We start from the raw sequence: 17,664 nt of genomic DNA on the forward strand, positions 1-17,664 counted from the left end.
GGTCACCTCGGAGATTGAAGGTTGAGAAAAAGAGGACGAAGCTTTGCATACGTGGAGCGCAAATGCTCCGGGATAACCGAAACTTCACTCATGATCGCCATAAAAGAGTGATCTCCATTCCAGCGCGGAACGAGATGCACGTGGAGATGCTCACGGATTCCTGCACCGGCGGCTTCACCAATATTTACTCCAATATTGATGCCATGGGGATGGAACGCAGTCTCCAACACCTTTGCGGAAATTTGAACATAATCCATGAGTTCATGAAGTTCAGATGTAGAGAGTTCTGTGATATGGTGAACGTGCCGATATGGGGTGACCATGACATGTCCACTGCTATACGGATAGATATTCATGATTACAAAACAATGTTGCGCACGGCACAAGACAAAGCGATCTTCGTCTTCTTCGGTGGTTTCCGGAAGACAAAAGACACAGGTGTTGGGCTTAGGGCCGAGGATGTATTCGATGCGCCACGGGGCGTAGAGGGTTTTGCGAATCATAGGATTTGGCTCAAAAACTTTTGCGTGCGGGGATGCTTGGGGGCGGTAAAGAGCTGCTCGGGCGGGGCGACTTCCAGGATCTGTCCCTGATCCATGAACACCATGCGGTCCGCCACTTCGCGGGCAAAGCCCATCTCGTGGGTGACCACCACCATGGTCATGCCTTCCCGGGCGAGCTGGGTCATGACGTCGAGCACCTCACCGATCATCTCTGGATCCAGGGCCGAAGTGGGCTCGTCAAACAGCATGATTTTGGGCTGCATGGCAAGGGCCCGGGCAATGGCCACCCGCTGTTTCTGTCCACCGGAGAGCATGGCGGGATAGACGTCCGCCTTGTCACGGATACCCACTTTGTCGAGCAAGGCCATGGCAAGGTTTTTGGCTTCGAGCTCCGGCATCTTTTTGAGCTTCATGGGGGCCATGATGATGTTTCCCAGAACCGTCTTGTGGGGGAAGAGGTTGAAGTTCTGGAAGACCATGCCGAGCTCCTGGCGGATGCGATTGATATCGTGTTCCCCGGAGTGCACATTTTTGCCATCCACGATGATCTGGCCCGCATCGATGGTTTCGAGGCGATTGATGGTCCGCAGCAATGTCGATTTCCCCGATCCACTGGGGCCGATGATGACGACTTTTTCCCCGGTGGCGATATCGAGGCTGACATTGGACAATGCCTGCAAGCTGCCAAAATATTTGAAGACGTTTTGAATCTGGATGATCGGTTCAGGAGCGTTCATAATAATCGAGTTTGCTTTCCATGCGGCTCACCGCCTTGGAGAGAATCAAGGTGATGATGAGATAGACAAGCGCGACAACGGTATATGCCTCGAAATAGAGGAAGGACTCACTGGCAAATTCTCGTCCCCGGCGCAGGATGTCCGACACCGCGAGGATGGATACCAGAGAGCTATCTTTGAGCAGGGCGATAAATTCATTGCCCACTGGCGGCAAAATCGTGCGCCAGGCCTGCGGCAAGATGACCAAGGCCATGGTTTGCGCCCGATTGAACCCCAATGACCGGGCTGCCTCGGTTTGCCCTTTGTCAATAGAATCGATGCCCGCCCGAAACACTTCGCCCATGTACGCGCCATAGCAGATCCCCATGGCAAGCACGGCGGCAGTCAGCGGCGGCAAGGAGCTGAAGGACTCGATGCGGCCTAGGGCATAGTAAATGTAAAAAAGCTGGACAAGGAGGGGGATCCCGCGGATCACCTCCACGTAGGTGGAGGCTATGAGATTGAAAAACCGATTACGGGAAAGCCGCCCAAGCCCGGTCACCAATCCAAGCACCAAGGAAAGCAGAATAGACAAAAATGTCACCTGAAAGGTAACGACGATTCCATCCGGCAAAAAAGAAAGAATATGGAAATAGGGTGATGGATAAAAAACGCAAAGGTAGGTCAATACAGCGATGGCGCCAATGAAAGAAACCCACCAGGCGGTAAAGAGGCCATGGTCCTTTTTGGATGGAATTGCAGCGCCATCGCCAATATCAATTTTGACTGGTTGTGGGTGGCTTTGTTGATTCATAGGTTTTTTTACGGATATTGAAGAAAAAAGGTCATGCCGGAAGCAGGGCCTCCGGCATGACGGATTTTAGTTGTTCTTTTTGAACCATTTGGCGTAAATGGCGTCATATTCCCCATTTGCTTTGATCTTTTTGAGGCCGTCGTTGATGAGCTGGAGGACTTCGGCGTTCCCCTTCTTGACCGCAATGCCCAGATATTCCGGCTTGTCGGAAGCGATGGTGAAGGCAAGGGTCAATTTTTGGGAATACTGGGGATGCTGGAGGGCGTAGTCTGAAGCCACCGGGCTGTCGGCAATGACGGCATCCAGCCGTCCATTGTACAGGTCTTCCACTGCCAGACCGATCTCGTCATAGGATTTGGCCTGGGCCCCGTCGATGGTCTTGGCCACGAAATATCCTGTGGTCCCCATCTGGGAGGCGATGGTTTTGCCCTTGAGGTCTTGGATGGAAGCGATCTTGGCGCCTTTGGCCGTAATCACGCCCTGCTGCACCTCAAAATAGGGCTCGCTGAAGTCCATGGCCTGTTTGCGCTCTTCCGTAATGGACACGGAGGATGCCACGGCGTCGTACTTGCCGGCAGCCAGTCCCGCAAAGATGCCGTCCCAGGCCGTATTTTTGAGTACCGGCGTAAATCCTGCCGCCTTTCCAATGGCGCGCACGATGTCCGGACCAAAACCGACGATCTGTTTGTTGGCATCGAGCATCTCCATGGGCGGATAGGTGGCGTCCACGGCAAAGACGATTTCTTTGGCCAAGGCAGGGGAGCCGAGGCAGGCAAGAAGCATCAGGGCAACAAGGGCGCGTCGCAGCATCTTTCTTCCTCCATAAAGGTAACAGGTTTGCGAACTGTTCGTCCCGCCGAGGGGGGCGAAAAAACGTTCGCTGTTGCCTAAAGAATGCCGGCACTTCGGTCAAGGGAGCGCGCTTTTGGGCGTGGTTGTCCCCACACCCGGGCAAGCCGGGCCACGGCTTGCAGTTGCTCTTCCCGGCTGCTCCAGGAGCCATTGAGGAGCCCCCGGCGCACTGCCCGCAGAATTCGACCGTACACCGGGCCTGGAGGGATCCCCAAGGCGGCGATGTCCGCTCCGGAGACGAGCAGCTTCATATCCCGAAGTGTTGTGATGTAGAGGGAAATATTGCGCTTGACGTCATGATTGGCGCTTCGGGCCATGGCATAGAGCAGTCCTTCGAGGGGGAGCGGCTCCAAGATTTCGGCGAGACGTGACCGAGAAAGTCCTCGACGCAGCCCCTGCTCCAGACCCATGAGGGCGCCACGCACCTGATAGCGCAGCCCGGAAAGCATGGAATGCTGCTTTTGCGACACGCCAAAGCGCTGCGCCAGCCGAGAAAAGTCGGCGGCTTCCATGCCTGAACACAAGGCAAGGAAGTAGACAATCCATGCCTTGGGGCGTTCGGAACGGTACAAAAGGCCGTACCAGGTGAGCACGCGTTCGATTTCCCGCAAGAATGGTTCTTTGGTTGTGGGAAAATGGATCGCTGGATGGATCTGCTGCAGCACCCCTAAAGAACGGAGTCGTAGGAGTGAATCCACAGGAGCTGCGTCACTCAAAAGCAGCACCAGTTCATGCAGGATGCGTCCACCAGACAGACGCTGAAAAAGATTATGGCGCAGGGCGTTTTTGATCAGCCGCTCGGTTTGGACATTGATGGAAAAACGAAAACGTTGTTCAAAACGCACGGCACGAAGGATACGGGTAGGGTCTTCCACGAACGAAAGGGAATGGAGCACGCGGATGACCCGATCTTTGAGGTCTTGCTGGCCGCCGAAAAAATCCACCAACAAGCCGAAATGTTCGGGATCCAGATGGACCGCCAGGGTGTTGATGGAAAAATCCCGGCGAAAGAGGTCCATCTTCAGGGAGGAAAGCTCCACCACCGGCAAGGCCGCAGGGTACTCGTAGTACTCCAACCGGGCAGTGGCGACGTCGATCTTCTCTCCCCCGGGCAGGATGATCACCGCAGTATGGAATTTGGGATGGGGACGTACGCGTCCTCCCAATTGCTTGCCCAAGGCGTGTGCAAAGGTGATGCCTTCACCTTCCACCACCAGGTCGATGTCGTCGTTGGGATTGCCAAGGAGGATGTCGCGGACAAATCCTCCCACGGCGTACACCGGCATCGCCAACTCTTGGCCCACGCGGCCGGCGGTCTCCAGCAAGGCCACGGTGGCAGGGGAGAGCCGTTCGCGCAGCAGGTGGGCAATGGAGCGCTCGGTGCGTCGTCCAGGGAGCAGGGATTCCGGGATGCGGGCAGGCTCCTGCACCAAGAGGTGGATGAGGTCCGTGCGGGTGACGACCCCCACCATGGTCTCGGCACGCATTACCGGCACCAACCGCTGGCGCTGGCCGAGGATGATCTCCATCACCGCGTAGAGGTCCTCGTCTTCAGCGACCGTGCGGATCTCTTCCTGCATATACTCCCGCACCCGTTCCTCCCCCAAACCATGGGCCACGGCCTTGTCCGCCACGGCATGCTCGATGACGCCCACCGGCGTTTGCCCCTCCATCACCGGCAAGGCCTTGAACCCGTAGCGGGTCATGATGTTCGCGGCCTCTTTCAGGGGCTGCTTGGCATCGATGCCCACGGCTGGGGCGGACATGAAATGCCGCACCAGGCGGCTGCGGTGGATGGCAGAGTAGAGCAGGGCAAAGAGTTCGTCTTTGATTTGTGCCAGTGTGCGGTCCTTGATGGAGGCCGATGCCGCATAGGGGTGGCCGCCGCCGCCAAAGGAGCGGCAAATGAGTCCTGCATCCACCTCGGCGATCTTGCTTCGGGCCACGAGCTGCACGCGGTCCGCCATGCGGCAGAGGGCAAACAGCACGCGGATGTTTTCCATCTCCATGAGCTTGTGCGCCAAAAGGGCAAAGTCCGCCATGTAGGTCTCAGACTCGGCCTCCGCCACCACAATTTCGAGACCGTTGATGGTGTGGGTGACCGCGGAGTCCAGCAGACGCGAGAGCAGTGTCAGCTGCTCCGCAGAAAGGTCGCGGCGCAGGATATCGTGAATGATATCCAGATCCATGCCACACGCCCGAAGCCAGGCGGCAGCCTGAAAATCGTGCTCGGTGGTGGAAGAAAAGGTGAAGTGTCCGGTATCTTCGTAAATGCCCAGGCCAAGAATGGTTGCTTCGTCGGGGCTCACCGTGATGCCGCGATCCCGGAGTTCATGCACTAAAATACTCGTGGTCGCTCCCCATGGAAGAATGATGGATTTTTCTGCATGGATATCGTTCGTTTCTCCGAGATGATGATCATAGATATGCACTGTAGCCTTTTCGAGAAGGTGCTCCACATGGGGGATACGACTTTTTTGCGCCGTATCGACGACGACAATTGTATTGATATGTTGCTGTTCGACATCTTTGATGTTTTGGAATTGAAAAAGATACATGACGCTTTGCAAAAAATAGTTGCGAAGCGCACTTTCTTGACTCCCTGGGAAGATGAGCGCCGCATGTGGATAGAGTTTGGAGGCTGCGATCATGGCCGCCAAGGCGTCGAAATCCGCGTTGGCATGACAGGTGATGATGGTAGTGACCGGCTCGCTCATGGGTCGTTTCGGGGGTGATGCAGGTGATGGAGGGCGCGCAAACGGCTCGTATGCACATGGGTGTAGATGGTGGTGGCGGTGATATCGGCGTGTCCGAGAAGGATCTGCACGGTGCGCAGGTCCGCTCCGCCTTCCAGGAGGTGGGTGGCAAAGGAGTGGCGCAGGGTGTGTGGAGAAATGGTGATGGAGATCCCGGCGGCCTGGGCATAGCCTTTGATGAGCTTCCAGACTCCTTGCCGGGAAAGGGAGCGTCCAAAGCGGTTGACAAAGATTTTTGGGACTTGGGGGCGGAGACGGGGGCGAAAAACCTTCAAGTATCGCTCGAGGCTGTGCGCGGCGACCTCGTGCAGCGGGGCGAGGCGTTCGGCATCGCCCTTGCCGATGACCCGGATGACGCCGGCTTGAACATCCACGTCCTTCACGTTGATGGAGATGGCCTCGGAGACCCGCAGCCCCGCTGCGTACAGGATCTCCAGTAAAGCGCGGTCCCGAGCCCCCAAGGCGGTGGTGGGATCCGGCGCGGCGAGCAGGGCGGCCACGTCCTCTTGCGAAAGGACGGCGGGGAGTTTTCGGGGGATGCGGGGGCTGTCCACCAGACGCGCGGGATTGGGACCGCCATGGGTTTCTTCCACAAAGGCGAAAAAGCCTCGCAAGGCGGAGAGCTGGCGGGCGAGCGTGCGTGGGGTTACCCCTTGGGCCTTGCGGCTGGCGAGGTATGCCAGGACGATTTCGGCATCGATGTGTTCGAGCAGGACTGTATCAGTCCCAGACAGCGCGTCCAAAAAGGCGGATACGTCCGCAGCGTAGGCAGTGACCGTGTTTTCGGACAGTCCCCGAATGACCGTCAAATGGGTGAGGTAGGCATCGAGCAGGGCATGCATGACAGGGGCCTTCGTACCCAAGGCGTCTTGCCGGTACAAGGGAAAATGAGTAGCGCCGTTGTCCATGACAACGACACCATGCCATGCCTTTTTGGGTTTGGGTTCCAACAAGGGCGAAAGCGAGCGGCTTCTTGCTGTGGCCCGAGACCGCATTGCCCGCATTCCGCAGACCACTCTCGTGGCGGCGTCCTCCGTATACCGGACCCAACCGCAACTGTACGCCGACCAGCCATGGTTTTGGAATCAAGTGGTGCGGGTGCAGACAGCGCTCTCCCCCGGGGAACTCCTGGCGGCCACCCAAACCATCGAAGCGGAATTGGGACGCAATCGCCGCCAGGAGGAGCGTTTTGGTCCGCGCACCATGGATATCGACATCCTCATGTTTGGAGACCTTCAAGTGCAGGACGAGGTTCTCACCATACCGCATCCGCGGCTTGTGGAGCGCGCTTTCATGCTCGTGCCGCTTTTGGAGCTGGAACCTCAAGCGATCTTGCCCGACGGTACCGTGTTGCGCGAGGCGCTCGATCATCTTTCGTATACCTGGAGTAATGACCAGATTTGGCAAGCAAACTAAGGAGTATTCATGATCAAGTTTATCGTTTTCATTGCCGCTGGGTTTATTTTGTACAAGCTCGTCGTGGGCGATCGTCGCAAAAAGGAACAATTGCGCAAGGAAACCCAGCGGACCATGGAAAAGGAAGGTGTCCTCGTCAAAGATCCCATTTGTGGAACTTATGTGTCCAAGGATTCCGACATTCGGGTCAAAAACGGCGATCAGACCTTCTGTTTTTGTAGCTACGAGTGCCGGGAAGCCTATCTGGAAAAAATTCAGAAAAAAGTCGATCCGGAAAATACATAATGTAAATTATGTAAACTTAAAAATCACCAGCTATCTTTGGAGAAAACACCCATGGCATTGCACTCGCGGATTTCCTTCGTTCTCCCATGGACGGTGGGACTCATCGTCTTTTTCGCGGCATCTGCCTGTATGGCTTCTTCTGCGCCGCAAAACACGCCGAACTCCACGATACCAACGGCATCGGCCCCTTCCACGGCATCTGCCGAGGAGCCTGCGGTGAACGCTTCCAAGATTCCCCTCGACGTCCAAAGCATGGGGGCGGATAGCGCAGGCGCACTCCTGGGCTTCAAGCTCAAGGAAGCGGTGCTGCAGAGCTCGTTTTTTACCTTGACGCCCGGGGGCAAGCGCTTTGTGCTGCGTCTTGTCACCAAACCCGAATTTGGCGATCGCCCTTATTTGAGCTCTGTTTATGCAGTCGCCCTCTTCTACCAAGAAGCTCCTGATATCCTTCCCTATTTTCTTGACGTGCGCTGCGGCATGGTGGATGCGGAAAACGTCCAAGCTGAAATCAATGCCATTTTCGATTGGACATCGGATCTCACCAAAAAATTTCGATACTTGCTTACCCAATAGCCCAAAGCAAAAAGCCGCATTGCACTTGCCTTTATCCTGGCGTTGGGGATAGAAGAAAGCCAAACCCTGGAGGTCCCCCATGACGCCAGATCGCCTATGGCAACGACAAGCCTGCTTCGAATCCTGCGAAGCCGAGGTGGAGGGTACGGGAGAACGGGTACTGTGCCATGTGCTCGACTATAGCTTTACCGGAGTGCGATTGGGGGTGGACCGACCATTGCCGGTAGGAGCGCGCTTGCGTGTTCGCCTTCGGGATGGGACGCAGGGGCCCCTGATTTCTCTTTTAGCACGACCAGCAGCCATCGCATGGTGCCGACCCGCCCCAGATCCTGGGCAATGGTTTTTTGAAATCGGGCTCCAGCTCGCGGATGCATCTTCTTCTCGTCCTCGGAAAGTTTGAAAATTTGTACCGACGCAGGGGTTGTCCTCCCGCTATCTCCTGGATAAGGCTGCGGATAGTCTTTGGCCAATACGCATCGTTGTATGCGCAAACCCAGGGGATATGCCTATGCGCCATACCATTCGTGATGCCGTTCGTCGTCCCCCATCCCTTCTGGTGCGTCTGCTTACCTGCTGCGTCGTGAGCCTGGCCATCACCATCATGGGCGGAGGGCTCTTCGTTCTTCTCTTCCATCCAGAAATCACGTTTTCCAGCATCCAACCCCAAGAATCCATTACCCTTCTCGAACATCAGCCTGCCTCGCAAGAGCAGGTCTTCACTGCCGCGGCGTCTCAAGAACAACCGAACGCCGCCGCCCAAGCCGATGTCCCCTCCGAACCCGCACTGCAGGAGCCGGAACTCACCCGTATCGTTCGGGAGATTGAGCAGGGGGATACCCCCACTTCCCTCCTCGCCGAACATCTCGCTTTGGAGCATATCTACTCGTTATGTAGCGCCAGCCAAAAGGTTTATTCTTTGGAGCAACTCCGGGCAGGGCACCCCTTGGTGATGCTGCTGGAAGGAGAAAAACTGGTGGGACTGGAGTACGAAATCGATGCCAACGAACGGCTGGTGGTCAACCTTCAGGGAGACAATCCGGAGATCCGCAAGGAGTCCATTCCGTACGAAGTGCGCCAGGAAACCATCGTCGGGACTATCGATGGCTCCCTGTGGAACACCATGCAAGTCTTGGGGGAGCAGCCGGAGCTCATTGTCCGTCTCGCCAATCTTTTCAGTTGGGATATCGATTTCCATCGAGAGATCCAGCCTGGCGATTCCTTCCAGCTCATTGTGGACAAACGTTTTCGAGACGGGAAATTTGCCGGATACGGGGATATTCACGCCGCCAGCTTCACCAATGCAGGCACTACGTATTATGCCTTCCATTACACGACCAGCAGCGGTGAATCCGGATACTATGATGCACAGGGAAGATCCCTACGCAAGGACTTCTTGCGCGCTCCATTGCCTTTTCTCAAAGTTTCTTCTGCCTACTCCATGAATCGCCTTCACCCCATTTTAGGCTACCGCAGACCACATCAAGGCGTCGATTACTCCGCCCCAAAAGGGACACCCATTTTTGCGGTTGCTGATGGGACGATCGTTGCACGAGGCTATAATGGTTCCCAAGGAAATTTTATTGTTCTTCGCCATGCTGGAGAAATGAAGACCGTGTATAACCATATGAGCAAGTTTAATCCAAATTATCAAAAAGGTACTCATGTCAAACAGGGTGCGGTGATTGGATACGTAGGAAGTACTGGATATGCCACTGGTCCGCATCTCGACTTTCGCATGCAGATTGGAAATAAGTACATCAACCCTCAAGAATACTATAAAAAGCACAAGACAACGCCGTCCAAAGTCTTGGCCGCAAAAGAGTTGGCCCGCTTTCGGGAGCACATCACGATGTGGCAGGCGGAGCTTCAGCGCCGCGCCACCGCCATTGCGCAAACGCAAACGCCGCAGCCCTAGTCATTCCGGAGCCATCGCCAGGCGGGGAGACGCAACACGTTCCACGTGCGCCGCAAGGCCAGGCCCACTGCGAGACAGGCCCCTGCCAGCGGGATGAGCACCGCCTGTTGGGCATGCCAGCGAAACCCAAGGTGGAGCAGCCCCTCCACCACCGCCTGGGACGCGAGTGTTGCGATGCCCATGGCCATCCCGCTCGCCACGAGTGCTGCGAGCACAAACTCCACCGCAAGGATGCGCACCGTTTGCAGGCGGGTGGCACCGCACACCTTATAGACCACGGCTTCAAAATGCCGCGCCTCTTGGTCCGCGGCAAAACTTCCCATGAGCACCATAAGGCCCACCACCACGGCAAGTCCCCCCAAAAGTGCCATGGCAAGACCCAAACGCCCCACCACGGTGCTCACTTCCGCAAGGATGCGCCGCACATCCACGATGGCCACTTGAGGAAATGCGCGCGCGATAGCGGTAAAAACCGTTTCCGCAGCCTCTGGGGGGGCCTGGATGGTGCCGAGCAGCGTCCGTGGGGCGGCCTCGAGCACCCCTGGGGCGAAAATGATGGCGAATTGGAGATTCAAAGTAGTCCAGTCCACCTGGCGCACGCTCATGATGGACGCCTCCACCTCGCGGCCCAAGATATTGAAGCGCAGCCGATCCCCCACCTGCACGCCGAAACCTTGGGCCAAATCCGCGGTGATGGAGACACGGGGCTCGGCAACGGTGGCATTGGGCGTCCACCATACCCCAGCCACGAGGGTGCTGCCTTCCGGGAGGGCCAGCGCCGAGGTGAGCATCCGGTCCGATCGGACCGCCCACTGCACTTCCGGGGCAATGGGAACAGTCTCCACTTCCTGGCCGCGGATATGGGTGATGCGGCCACGTACCACCGGCTGCAAGCGGACGCGCTCTGCCCCGGCGGCATGGGCCACTTGACGGAAGTGGTCCTCTTCGTGCGGCGGCACGTCGAGCACGAAAAAGCTGGGGGCCTGCCGAGCGATCTCTTCTCCAAGGGAAGCGCCTAAGGAATCCGTCACCAAACGCACCGCCCCGAGCATGCCGAGTCCCAACCCTAAGACGAGCACCAAACGGGGCCCTGATGCCCCAGGGCGGGCCATGTTGGCCATGGCCAGGCGCCAGGTGGGCCAAGGAAGGCTCCGGCCCAAGCGGGCCGCGGCGCGCACCCCCATGGCCGCAAGCCAGAGCACGGCAAAGCTTGCCCCCACGCCAAGCACAAACCATACCCCCAAACGGAGACGGTCGGCCAGAAGCAGGACCACCATCGCAAGGGCCGCCGCTCCCACGACTATCGTCCCCCAGGCCCACAAGGGCGCCTTACGGGCAAACCCCACCCCACGTGCACTCTGCCGGAATACTACCGCTGCCGGCACCGCCACTGCGCGGCCCAAAGGCAGGGCCGCGAATACGGCCAGGATACAGAGCCCACAGGTGGCGCCCAGCAGCATGGGGGAAAAATACCAGCCCGGGACCACCACCGGCACGCCCCACGCCGCAAGGAGCCACGGCGTGCACGCACCGAGAACCACCCCCGCGGCGATGGCAAGCCCGCCCATCAAGAGCACAGATCCCCCGTGCACCACCAGGAGCACCCGGGTCGAAGCACCCAGCGCCTTCCACACCGCAAGTTCCAGCAGCCGGGAAGCCATGTGTGCGCGCACCCCGCTTGCCACCCCGAGGCCGCCCACCAAAAGGATCCCCAATGCCACGAAGGAGCTTACGGTGCGCAGGCGCTCAAGTAGCGTTTCCATGCGGCCGGAGGCGCGCGTGAAAGGCCGTACCCGCCATCCCGAATCCCCGATGGCGACGATCTCGTGGGCCACTGCTTCGGCGCGGGAGGCATCGGGCAGGCGCAGGGCATAGGTGCTCTGAAAAAGACTCCCAGGAACGAGGAGGCCGGTGAGCTCGAGGGCTTTGCGGGAGAGTATGACCCGCGGCCCCAAGGTGAAGAGATCCAAGGATCTGCCCGGCTCCTTTTCGATAATGCCAGCGACGGTAAGCCAGGAGTTCCCCAAGCGCACACGCTCTCCCACTCGCGCCCCGAGACGTGTCAGGACTTCGGCGTCCACCATCACGCTTTCCGGAGACATCTCCGCGCCGGTCACGTTTCCGCGGCCGGCGATGGTGAGGCTCCCGTAGAGGGGATAGGTCTCGTCCACTGCCTTGGCTTCCACCAGCGTGCTCTTTTCTTGGCTGTGGAGCATGGTGCGTACGGTGGTGGTGTGGCCAAGGGTCCCGTAGGCCGCAATGCGCTCGAGCTCCTGCGGGGAAAGGGTTCGCGATGTCAGCTCAATGGCGACGTCTCCGCCCAAAATTTCTCGCGCGTCCAGCTCCAGGGCCTGGCGTATCGACGCCGCAGTGGTCCCGATGGCGGTCATGGCCGCCACGCCGATGGCCAGGCTCACGAGCACCCAGCGGCTGCCGCGCATCCCTCGCCGCCATTCCCGCAGGCACCAGGCAAGGATCGGGGTCATACGTCCTCCATGCGGCCGCCCGCCAAACGCATGCGGCGTTGGCAACGGGCCGCTAACGCAGGATCATGGGTCACCAAAAGGAGCGTGGTGCCATGCTCCTCATGCAGGGCAAAAAGCAGTTCCATGACCCGCGCGCCGGTGGCGGCGTCCAGGTTTCCAGTGGGTTCATCGGCGAGGATCAGGGCGGGGCCGCCGGCAAAGGCGCGGGCCACCGCCACCCGCTGCTGCTCTCCGCCGGAAAGTTGGGAAGGCAGATGATGCAGCCGGTGCTCCAGCCCCACCTGGATAAGGGCCTGTCTGGCCCGCTTGCGGGCATCGCTCACCCCGGCCAGTTCCAAGGGCAGGGCAACGTTGTCTTCCGCGCTCAAGGCAGGAAGGAGGAGGAAGTTTTGGAACACAATCCCCACGTACTGCTGCCGGAAGCGGGCCAGCCCGTCTTCACCCATGCTGGAGAGGTCATGGCCGGCCACATGGATGCTCCCTGCGCTCGGGCGCTCCAGGCCGGAAAGCAGCATCAAAAGCGAGGTCTTGCCCGAACCCGAAGGGCCAACTACGGCCACACTCTCGCCGGATTCCACCTGAAAACTGAGGTTCTGAAGTACGTTGACCGGCGCAGCGCCGGAAATTAGAGTCAAACTGAGATCATGTACGGTGATCATGGGGGTATGCATGCGTCTTTTCTCCGTATTTTCCGCACTTGGCGTTATGCTGGCAGCAACTCCGGCCCTTGCAGGGGGCATCACAATCCTCGCCATGGGCGATAGCCTCACCGCAGGATATGGCCTGCCACCTTCGCAATCCTTCCCTGCAGTACTCGAACGAAAGCTCGTTTCCCGCGGCTGGGAGGTGCGCATCATCAACGCCGGGGTTTCCGGGGACACCTCGGCAGGGGGACGTAGCCGTATGGCCTGGGCTCTCGCGGATAAACCCCAACTGGTTATCCTCGCCCTCGGGGCCAATGACGCCCTGCGCGGCCTTCCCCCCCAGGCCCTGCGCGACAACCTGGAGGCCATAATCCAGGCCGCCCTCGCAGCCGATGCCCGGGTGCTCTTGGTGGGGATGTATGCCCCCCGCAATTGGGACGCCGACTACCAACAGCGTTTCAACGCCGTGTATCCCGAGCTTGCCCAGCGCTACGGCCTTGCCCTGTATCCCTTTTTTCTCGAAGGCGTCTACGGGCATCCTGAGCTTTTGTTGGAAGACGGCATCCACCCCAACGCCGCTGGCGTCGAGCGCATGGTGGCCGGGGTTTTGCCTTTGGTGGAAGCGGAACTCAAGCACCTGCTGCCCGAAGCAGGGACGCCGGCAGGTCGTCCGTAATGACCGCGTCCAGCACTGCGCCCTTCTGGCGCTGGCGCCCTTCTTTCCTGGACACCGCGGTGCCGCCCATTGGCCCGTACACTCCGCCAGCAGGGCTGGACGTGGTTTACGAAGACCAGGATATGGCCATCATCCACAAACCGGCAGGGATTCTCAGCGTCCCCGGCCGGGATCCGGCTTTTGCCGACAGCATTCTCACGCGGGTGCGGCAGCACCATCCCCATGCCCAGGCCGTGAACCGCCTGGATCTGCCCACCTCCGGACTTGTGGTGGTGGCCCTGCGCCGCAAGGCGGAAAGCCATCTCAAGTCCCAATTTCGGCAGCGGCAGGTGACCAAGGCGTATCTGGCGGTGGCTGCCGGCCGCGTGCAGGCCCCCCATGGCCACATCACCTTGCCCATGCGCTGCGACTTCCCCCGCCGCCCCATGCAGACCATCTGCTTGCAGCTGGGCAAGCCTGCCTGGACCGAATTCACGGTACTTGAGTACTTCCGCGATGCCACATTGCTTCTGCTAATCCCACACACCGGCAGGTCCCACCAACTGCGCCTACACCTGGCGGCCATAGACCATCCGCTCCTGGGAGACTCTTTCTACGCCCCGCCCGCAGTGGCCAAGGCTGCGCCGCGCCTGCTTTTGCACGCAGCAATCTTAGGGCTCCGACATCCCTACCGCGAGCAGTGGATGTGCTTTACCGCGCCTTGCCCTTTTGCCCCGCAAGTGCGCCTGCCGATGCCAGCGCCCCAGGCAGGTCCGTGGATGCCCCAGGAAGCGGAGATGGCCGCAACCAGCGCCAATGCGTAGCCGATGCAGTCAACATCGGGGCCGCAGAACCCTTGGCGGTGCGGCGGCTCCAGCGTGTCTACTGCACTTTTCCTTCGATGACCGTGACGCCGTGCGGCGGGGTAAAGGTAAACGCTTTGGGGTCCACCGCAGCATCCGTCTCAATGGCTTTGAGCTCAAGGGCATTGGTATTGCCGAAAAAATCCACGATGCTGATACGTTCGAGCAGTCCATCGTCGGGACGGATCCATACCCGCGCAAAGGTCAGTCCCGGCTCAGGTTCCTTGGGAGTGAGCTCCAAGAGATGCAGCCCGGCATCCATGCCTTTGTCGGTGATCATAAAATCTTCTTTGAGATTGGCCTCACCAGAGAGAAAACGCAGCATCGTCTTGGACTGAAAGATTTGCTCTACGGTGTATCGGTACACAACGCCGTCTTCTGGCAAATACTCCCACACTATTTTTGGACCGACAATCAACACTTCTTCCTCAGGACTCGTTGTCTCCCATCGCAAAAGCTTGGGTTTTGCAAAAACGATGGAACCGAGACGCTCTTCGGTCTTTTTTGTGGCCGCGTTGGTAAGGTTCTGGGTGAAGAAGGCGCGGAATGAATGTAATGTTTCATAGCGCTTTTGAAACATCTCTGTGATATCCGAGGCAAGTGCCAAAGCAGGAAAAATCATGCTGTAAAGAAATATTCCGAGAATTCGCATAGACTGCTCCTAGAATCTCAAGTTGCCTTCAAAAAAGAGAAAAGATAAGGGGCTGGACTTGTCTTTCCCCTGCAAACCACCACCGCCATGCCCAAAGAAAAACCTTCGTTTCGCAACGCCGTCCCGGCCCTGCTTCTGCTGACCGGAGTGTTTTTTGTCAATTTTCTCGCCCGCACGGTGCTGGGGCCACTGCTTCTGCCCACAAGCGAGCGCCTGGGCGTGAGCCTTGCCACTGCGGCGCAGGCATTCGTGGCCCTGTCGGTGGGCTACAGTGTGGCCGTGTTCGGTGCGGGCTTCCTCTCCAGCCGCATCGGCCACCACCGCACCATTTGCCTGTGCCTTGTCCTTTTGGGAGGGAGCCTGCTTGGCCTCTCCAGGACCACAACCCTGGGTGGACTTCTTGCCTGGGTACTGATCTTGGGCCTGGGGGCAGGGCTCTACATGCCGTCCGGCGTGACCACCATCACTACCGTCACCCCACCGTCCGGCTGGAGCCGGGCCTTTGCCCTGCACGAGATGGCGCCCAATCTTTCCTTCGTCCTGGCCCCATTCGTCGTGGAATTAGCCGACCGCTTAGGGGCTGCCAGCATGACCTTTGCCTGGATCGGCTGGGCGAGCCTCGCCATGGGTGCACTCTACCTGTGGTGCGGACCCCGCATCGAGCGCCTTGGGGTAGCGCCGCACCTTGCTGCCTTGCGGCCGCTCGTGCAGAATCTTTCCTTTTGGGCGGTGGTGATGCTTTTTGTCATCACCGTGGGGGTGGAAGTCGGGGTCTATAGCGTCGTTCCCGCCTACCTGGTCCATGACCGAGGGCTTGGCGAGGCAGAGGCCAATATGTTTTTGGGCGCCTCCCGCGTCGTGTCTCTGGCGGTGCTCCCCTGGATGGGATGGATCACCGAACGCTTAGGCTTGGTGCGCACCCTTACGGTGTGCATGCTCGGGGTGAGCCTTACCACATGCGTGGCAGGGGCAGGCCCTTTGCCCGTAAGTCTTGCCCTGCTCACGCTACAGCCGCTTTTGGCCGTATGTTTCTTTCCTGTAGGGTTTGCGGTTTTGGCCCAGGTGGTCCGAAGGGAAGAAAGCGACCTCAGCGTCTCGTTGGCGGTCACCTGCACTTCTCTTTTGGGCTCTGGACTGCTTCCCGCCACCTTGGCTGCCTGGGGTGAGCACGCAGGCTTTGCCTGGGCCTTTTTTGGCTTCGGCATGGCGAGCCTTGCGGGAAGTACCATCGCCCTGCTCTCTCTGTGGCGTCACCAAGGGCACACGTTGACGGTCAAACCGTAAGCGCACGACCCATCGTCCGGCAAAGCCGTGCAGCCATCCCAAAGGCAGGCGTCCACTTGCCTCCCTACACCGGCGGATTCAGGGCACGAGCGAGCTCTTCTTCGTCCATGACAAAACCCTGTTCGGCCCCCGGAAACGTGCCTTGGCGTACCTGTTCGGCAAAGGTGGCAATACCCTTCGTGGCCAGAGTGCCCAAGTCCGCATAGCGGTACACAAACTTGGGTGCCTGCCGGGGGTACATGCCGAGAAGATCATGCCATACGAGCACCTGGCCGTCGCAATGAGGGCCTGCGCCGATGCCGATGGTCGGGATGTGCAGCCGCTCGGTGATGACGCGAGCAAGAGGGATGGGGACGCACTCCAAAACCACCATAAAGGCCCCGGCAGCCTCGAGGCTCTTGGCGTCTTCCAGCAATGCCCGGGCCTGAGCCGCAGTTTTGCCTTGCACGCGAAACCCACCCAAGGCCGTGGCCGATTGCGGGGTCAGGCCAATATGGCCGCACACCGGCACGCCGGCACGCACGATGGCCTCCACATGGACGGCCACATTGCGGCCACCCTCCAGCTTGACCGCGTGGCAGCCGCCTTCTTGCACCAGGCGGCCAGCCCGCTCCACGGCGCAGGCTACGGAACTCGTGCTCCAAAAGGGAAGATCGCCCACGATAAAGGTATCCGTGGCCCCGCGCCGCACTGCCTGGGTGTGGCGAACCATATCGTCCATGGTCACCGGCACCGTGGAGTCATGGCCAAGCACCACCATGCCCACGGAGTCGCCCACCAAGATGAGATCCACCCCGGCCTGTTCTGCAAAATATGCGGATGGATAGTCATAGGCTGTCACCATGACGAGCTTATGACCCTGGACCTTGGCCTGGGCGAACTCCAGCACGCCTTTCATGGCCGCACCTCGTGGACGACATTGTGGCGATCCACCAGCACCACCCGCGGCTGATGCTGGATCATCTCTTCCAGAGTCATCTGGGCATAGGCCGCGATGATGAGTAGATCCCCAGGCATGGCCAAACGGGCGGCCGCGCCATTGACGAGAATCTCTTGGTCATTTCCTGCAATGGCATAGGTGGAGAACCGGGCCCCAGTGGTTACGTTGTACACATCCACCCGCTCATTCGGCACGATTCCAGAAACCTCCAGCAATTTTGGACAAATGGCAATGGAACCTTCGTAATCCAGGCAGCTTCCGGTCACCGTGACCCGGTGCAGTTTCGCCCATAACATGGTTCGGAGCATAC

The 17,664-nt window shown here is 59.0% G+C and carries 18 protein-coding genes; 7 read left to right on the top strand and 11 right to left on the bottom strand.

Going from position 1 to position 17,664, the window contains the following annotated elements; genetic code table 11:
* Positions 1–2 precede the first annotated feature (2 nt).
* From QMF81_RS07060 to xerD, 6 genes are all read right to left on the bottom strand, one after another.
* Positions 3–503: an HIT domain-containing protein gene (locus QMF81_RS07060; RefSeq protein WP_281750049.1), complete on the bottom strand. Its 501-nt coding sequence runs from the start codon at positions 501–503 to the stop codon at positions 3–5.
* A complete protein-coding gene (locus QMF81_RS07065; protein ID WP_281750050.1) occupies positions 500–1,240 on the bottom strand; it encodes an amino acid ABC transporter ATP-binding protein in 741 nt (246 codons plus the stop codon). The genes QMF81_RS07060 and QMF81_RS07065 overlap by 4 nt, the downstream gene beginning before the upstream one ends.
* Positions 1,227–2,033, bottom strand: a complete 807-nt coding sequence (locus QMF81_RS07070) for an amino acid ABC transporter permease (RefSeq protein ID WP_281750051.1) — start codon at positions 2,031–2,033, stop codon at positions 1,227–1,229. The genes QMF81_RS07065 and QMF81_RS07070 overlap by 14 nt, the downstream gene beginning before the upstream one ends.
* Positions 2,034–2,099: 66 nt before the next feature.
* Positions 2,100–2,843, bottom strand: a complete 744-nt coding sequence (locus tag QMF81_RS07075) for a basic amino acid ABC transporter substrate-binding protein (RefSeq protein WP_281750052.1) — start codon at positions 2,841–2,843, stop codon at positions 2,100–2,102.
* A 77-nt stretch (positions 2,844–2,920) separates the two neighbouring features.
* Positions 2,921–5,602 (bottom strand): CBS domain-containing protein, encoded by a 2,682-nt coding sequence (locus QMF81_RS07080; RefSeq protein WP_281750053.1) that lies wholly within the window; start codon positions 5,600–5,602, stop codon positions 2,921–2,923.
* A complete protein-coding gene (xerD, locus tag QMF81_RS07085; RefSeq protein ID WP_281750054.1) occupies positions 5,599–6,483 on the bottom strand; it encodes a site-specific tyrosine recombinase XerD in 885 nt (294 codons plus the stop codon). Before xerD ends, QMF81_RS07080 begins: the two co-directional genes overlap by 4 nt.
* Positions 6,484–6,547: 64 nt before the next feature.
* Here xerD and folK point away from each other — a divergent pair, with 64 nt between their 5' ends.
* From folK to QMF81_RS07105, 4 genes are all read left to right on the top strand, one after another.
* Positions 6,548–7,057, top strand: coding sequence for a 2-amino-4-hydroxy-6-hydroxymethyldihydropteridine diphosphokinase (gene folK / locus QMF81_RS07090; protein WP_281750055.1), 510 nt, complete (start codon positions 6,548–6,550; stop codon positions 7,055–7,057).
* 9 nt (positions 7,058–7,066) lie between these two features.
* On the top strand, positions 7,067–7,342 hold the full coding sequence (locus QMF81_RS07095; protein WP_281750056.1) for a transcriptional regulator: 276 nt from the start codon (positions 7,067–7,069) through the stop codon (positions 7,340–7,342).
* 129 nt (positions 7,343–7,471) lie between these two features.
* Positions 7,472–7,915 (top strand): hypothetical protein, encoded by a 444-nt coding sequence (locus QMF81_RS07100; protein WP_281750057.1) that lies wholly within the window; start codon positions 7,472–7,474, stop codon positions 7,913–7,915.
* Positions 7,916–8,423: 508 nt separating this feature from the next.
* Positions 8,424–9,830 carry a peptidoglycan DD-metalloendopeptidase family protein gene (locus tag QMF81_RS07105; protein ID WP_281750058.1) on the top strand — a complete coding sequence of 469 codons (1,407 nt, stop codon included), beginning with the start codon at positions 8,424–8,426 and terminating at the stop codon, positions 9,828–9,830.
* Here the strand turns inward: QMF81_RS07105 and QMF81_RS07110 are convergent.
* Both QMF81_RS07110 and QMF81_RS07115 read right to left on the bottom strand, forming a co-directional pair.
* Positions 9,827–12,316, bottom strand: a complete 2,490-nt coding sequence (locus QMF81_RS07110) for an ABC transporter permease (protein WP_281750059.1) — start codon at positions 12,314–12,316, stop codon at positions 9,827–9,829. The two genes, QMF81_RS07105 and QMF81_RS07110, sit on opposite strands and share 4 nt — an antisense overlap.
* Positions 12,313–12,975, bottom strand: coding sequence for an ABC transporter ATP-binding protein (locus tag QMF81_RS07115; protein ID WP_348772168.1), 663 nt, complete (start codon positions 12,973–12,975; stop codon positions 12,313–12,315). The genes QMF81_RS07110 and QMF81_RS07115 overlap by 4 nt, the downstream gene beginning before the upstream one ends.
* Before the next feature lie 10 nt (positions 12,976–12,985).
* On the opposite strand from QMF81_RS07115, the gene QMF81_RS07120 reads away from it, so the two are divergent.
* Positions 12,986–13,636 (top strand): arylesterase, encoded by a 651-nt coding sequence (locus QMF81_RS07120; RefSeq protein ID WP_281750061.1) that lies wholly within the window; start codon positions 12,986–12,988, stop codon positions 13,634–13,636.
* Entirely contained in the window at positions 13,636–14,439 is an 804-nt protein-coding gene (locus QMF81_RS07125) for an RluA family pseudouridine synthase (RefSeq protein ID WP_281750062.1), read from the top strand. Before QMF81_RS07120 ends, QMF81_RS07125 begins: the two co-directional genes overlap by 1 nt.
* 58 nt (positions 14,440–14,497) lie before the next feature.
* On the opposite strand, the gene lolA is transcribed toward QMF81_RS07125, so the two are convergent.
* Positions 14,498–15,130, bottom strand: coding sequence for an outer membrane lipoprotein chaperone LolA (gene lolA / locus QMF81_RS07130; protein ID WP_281750063.1), 633 nt, complete (start codon positions 15,128–15,130; stop codon positions 14,498–14,500).
* An 87-nt stretch (positions 15,131–15,217) separates the two neighbouring features.
* Here lolA and QMF81_RS07135 point away from each other — a divergent pair, with 87 nt between their 5' ends.
* A complete protein-coding gene (locus tag QMF81_RS07135) occupies positions 15,218–16,414 on the top strand; it encodes an MFS transporter (RefSeq protein WP_281750064.1) in 1,197 nt (398 codons plus the stop codon).
* A 64-nt stretch (positions 16,415–16,478) separates the two neighbouring features.
* Here the strand turns inward: QMF81_RS07135 and panB are convergent, their stop codons facing one another.
* Together panB and panD are read right to left on the bottom strand one after the other, a co-directional pair.
* Entirely contained in the window at positions 16,479–17,312 is an 834-nt protein-coding gene (gene panB, locus QMF81_RS07140) for a 3-methyl-2-oxobutanoate hydroxymethyltransferase (protein WP_281750065.1), read from the bottom strand.
* Complete coding sequence (gene panD / locus QMF81_RS07145) at positions 17,309–17,662, bottom strand: aspartate 1-decarboxylase (protein ID WP_281750066.1); 354 nt, start codon at positions 17,660–17,662, stop codon at positions 17,309–17,311. The genes panB and panD overlap by 4 nt, the downstream gene beginning before the upstream one ends.
* Between the last annotated feature and the right edge of the window lie 2 nt (positions 17,663–17,664).

The organism is Thermodesulfomicrobium sp. WS (assembly GCF_027925145.1).
Lineage (GTDB): Bacteria > Desulfobacterota > Desulfovibrionia > Desulfovibrionales > Desulfomicrobiaceae > Thermodesulfomicrobium.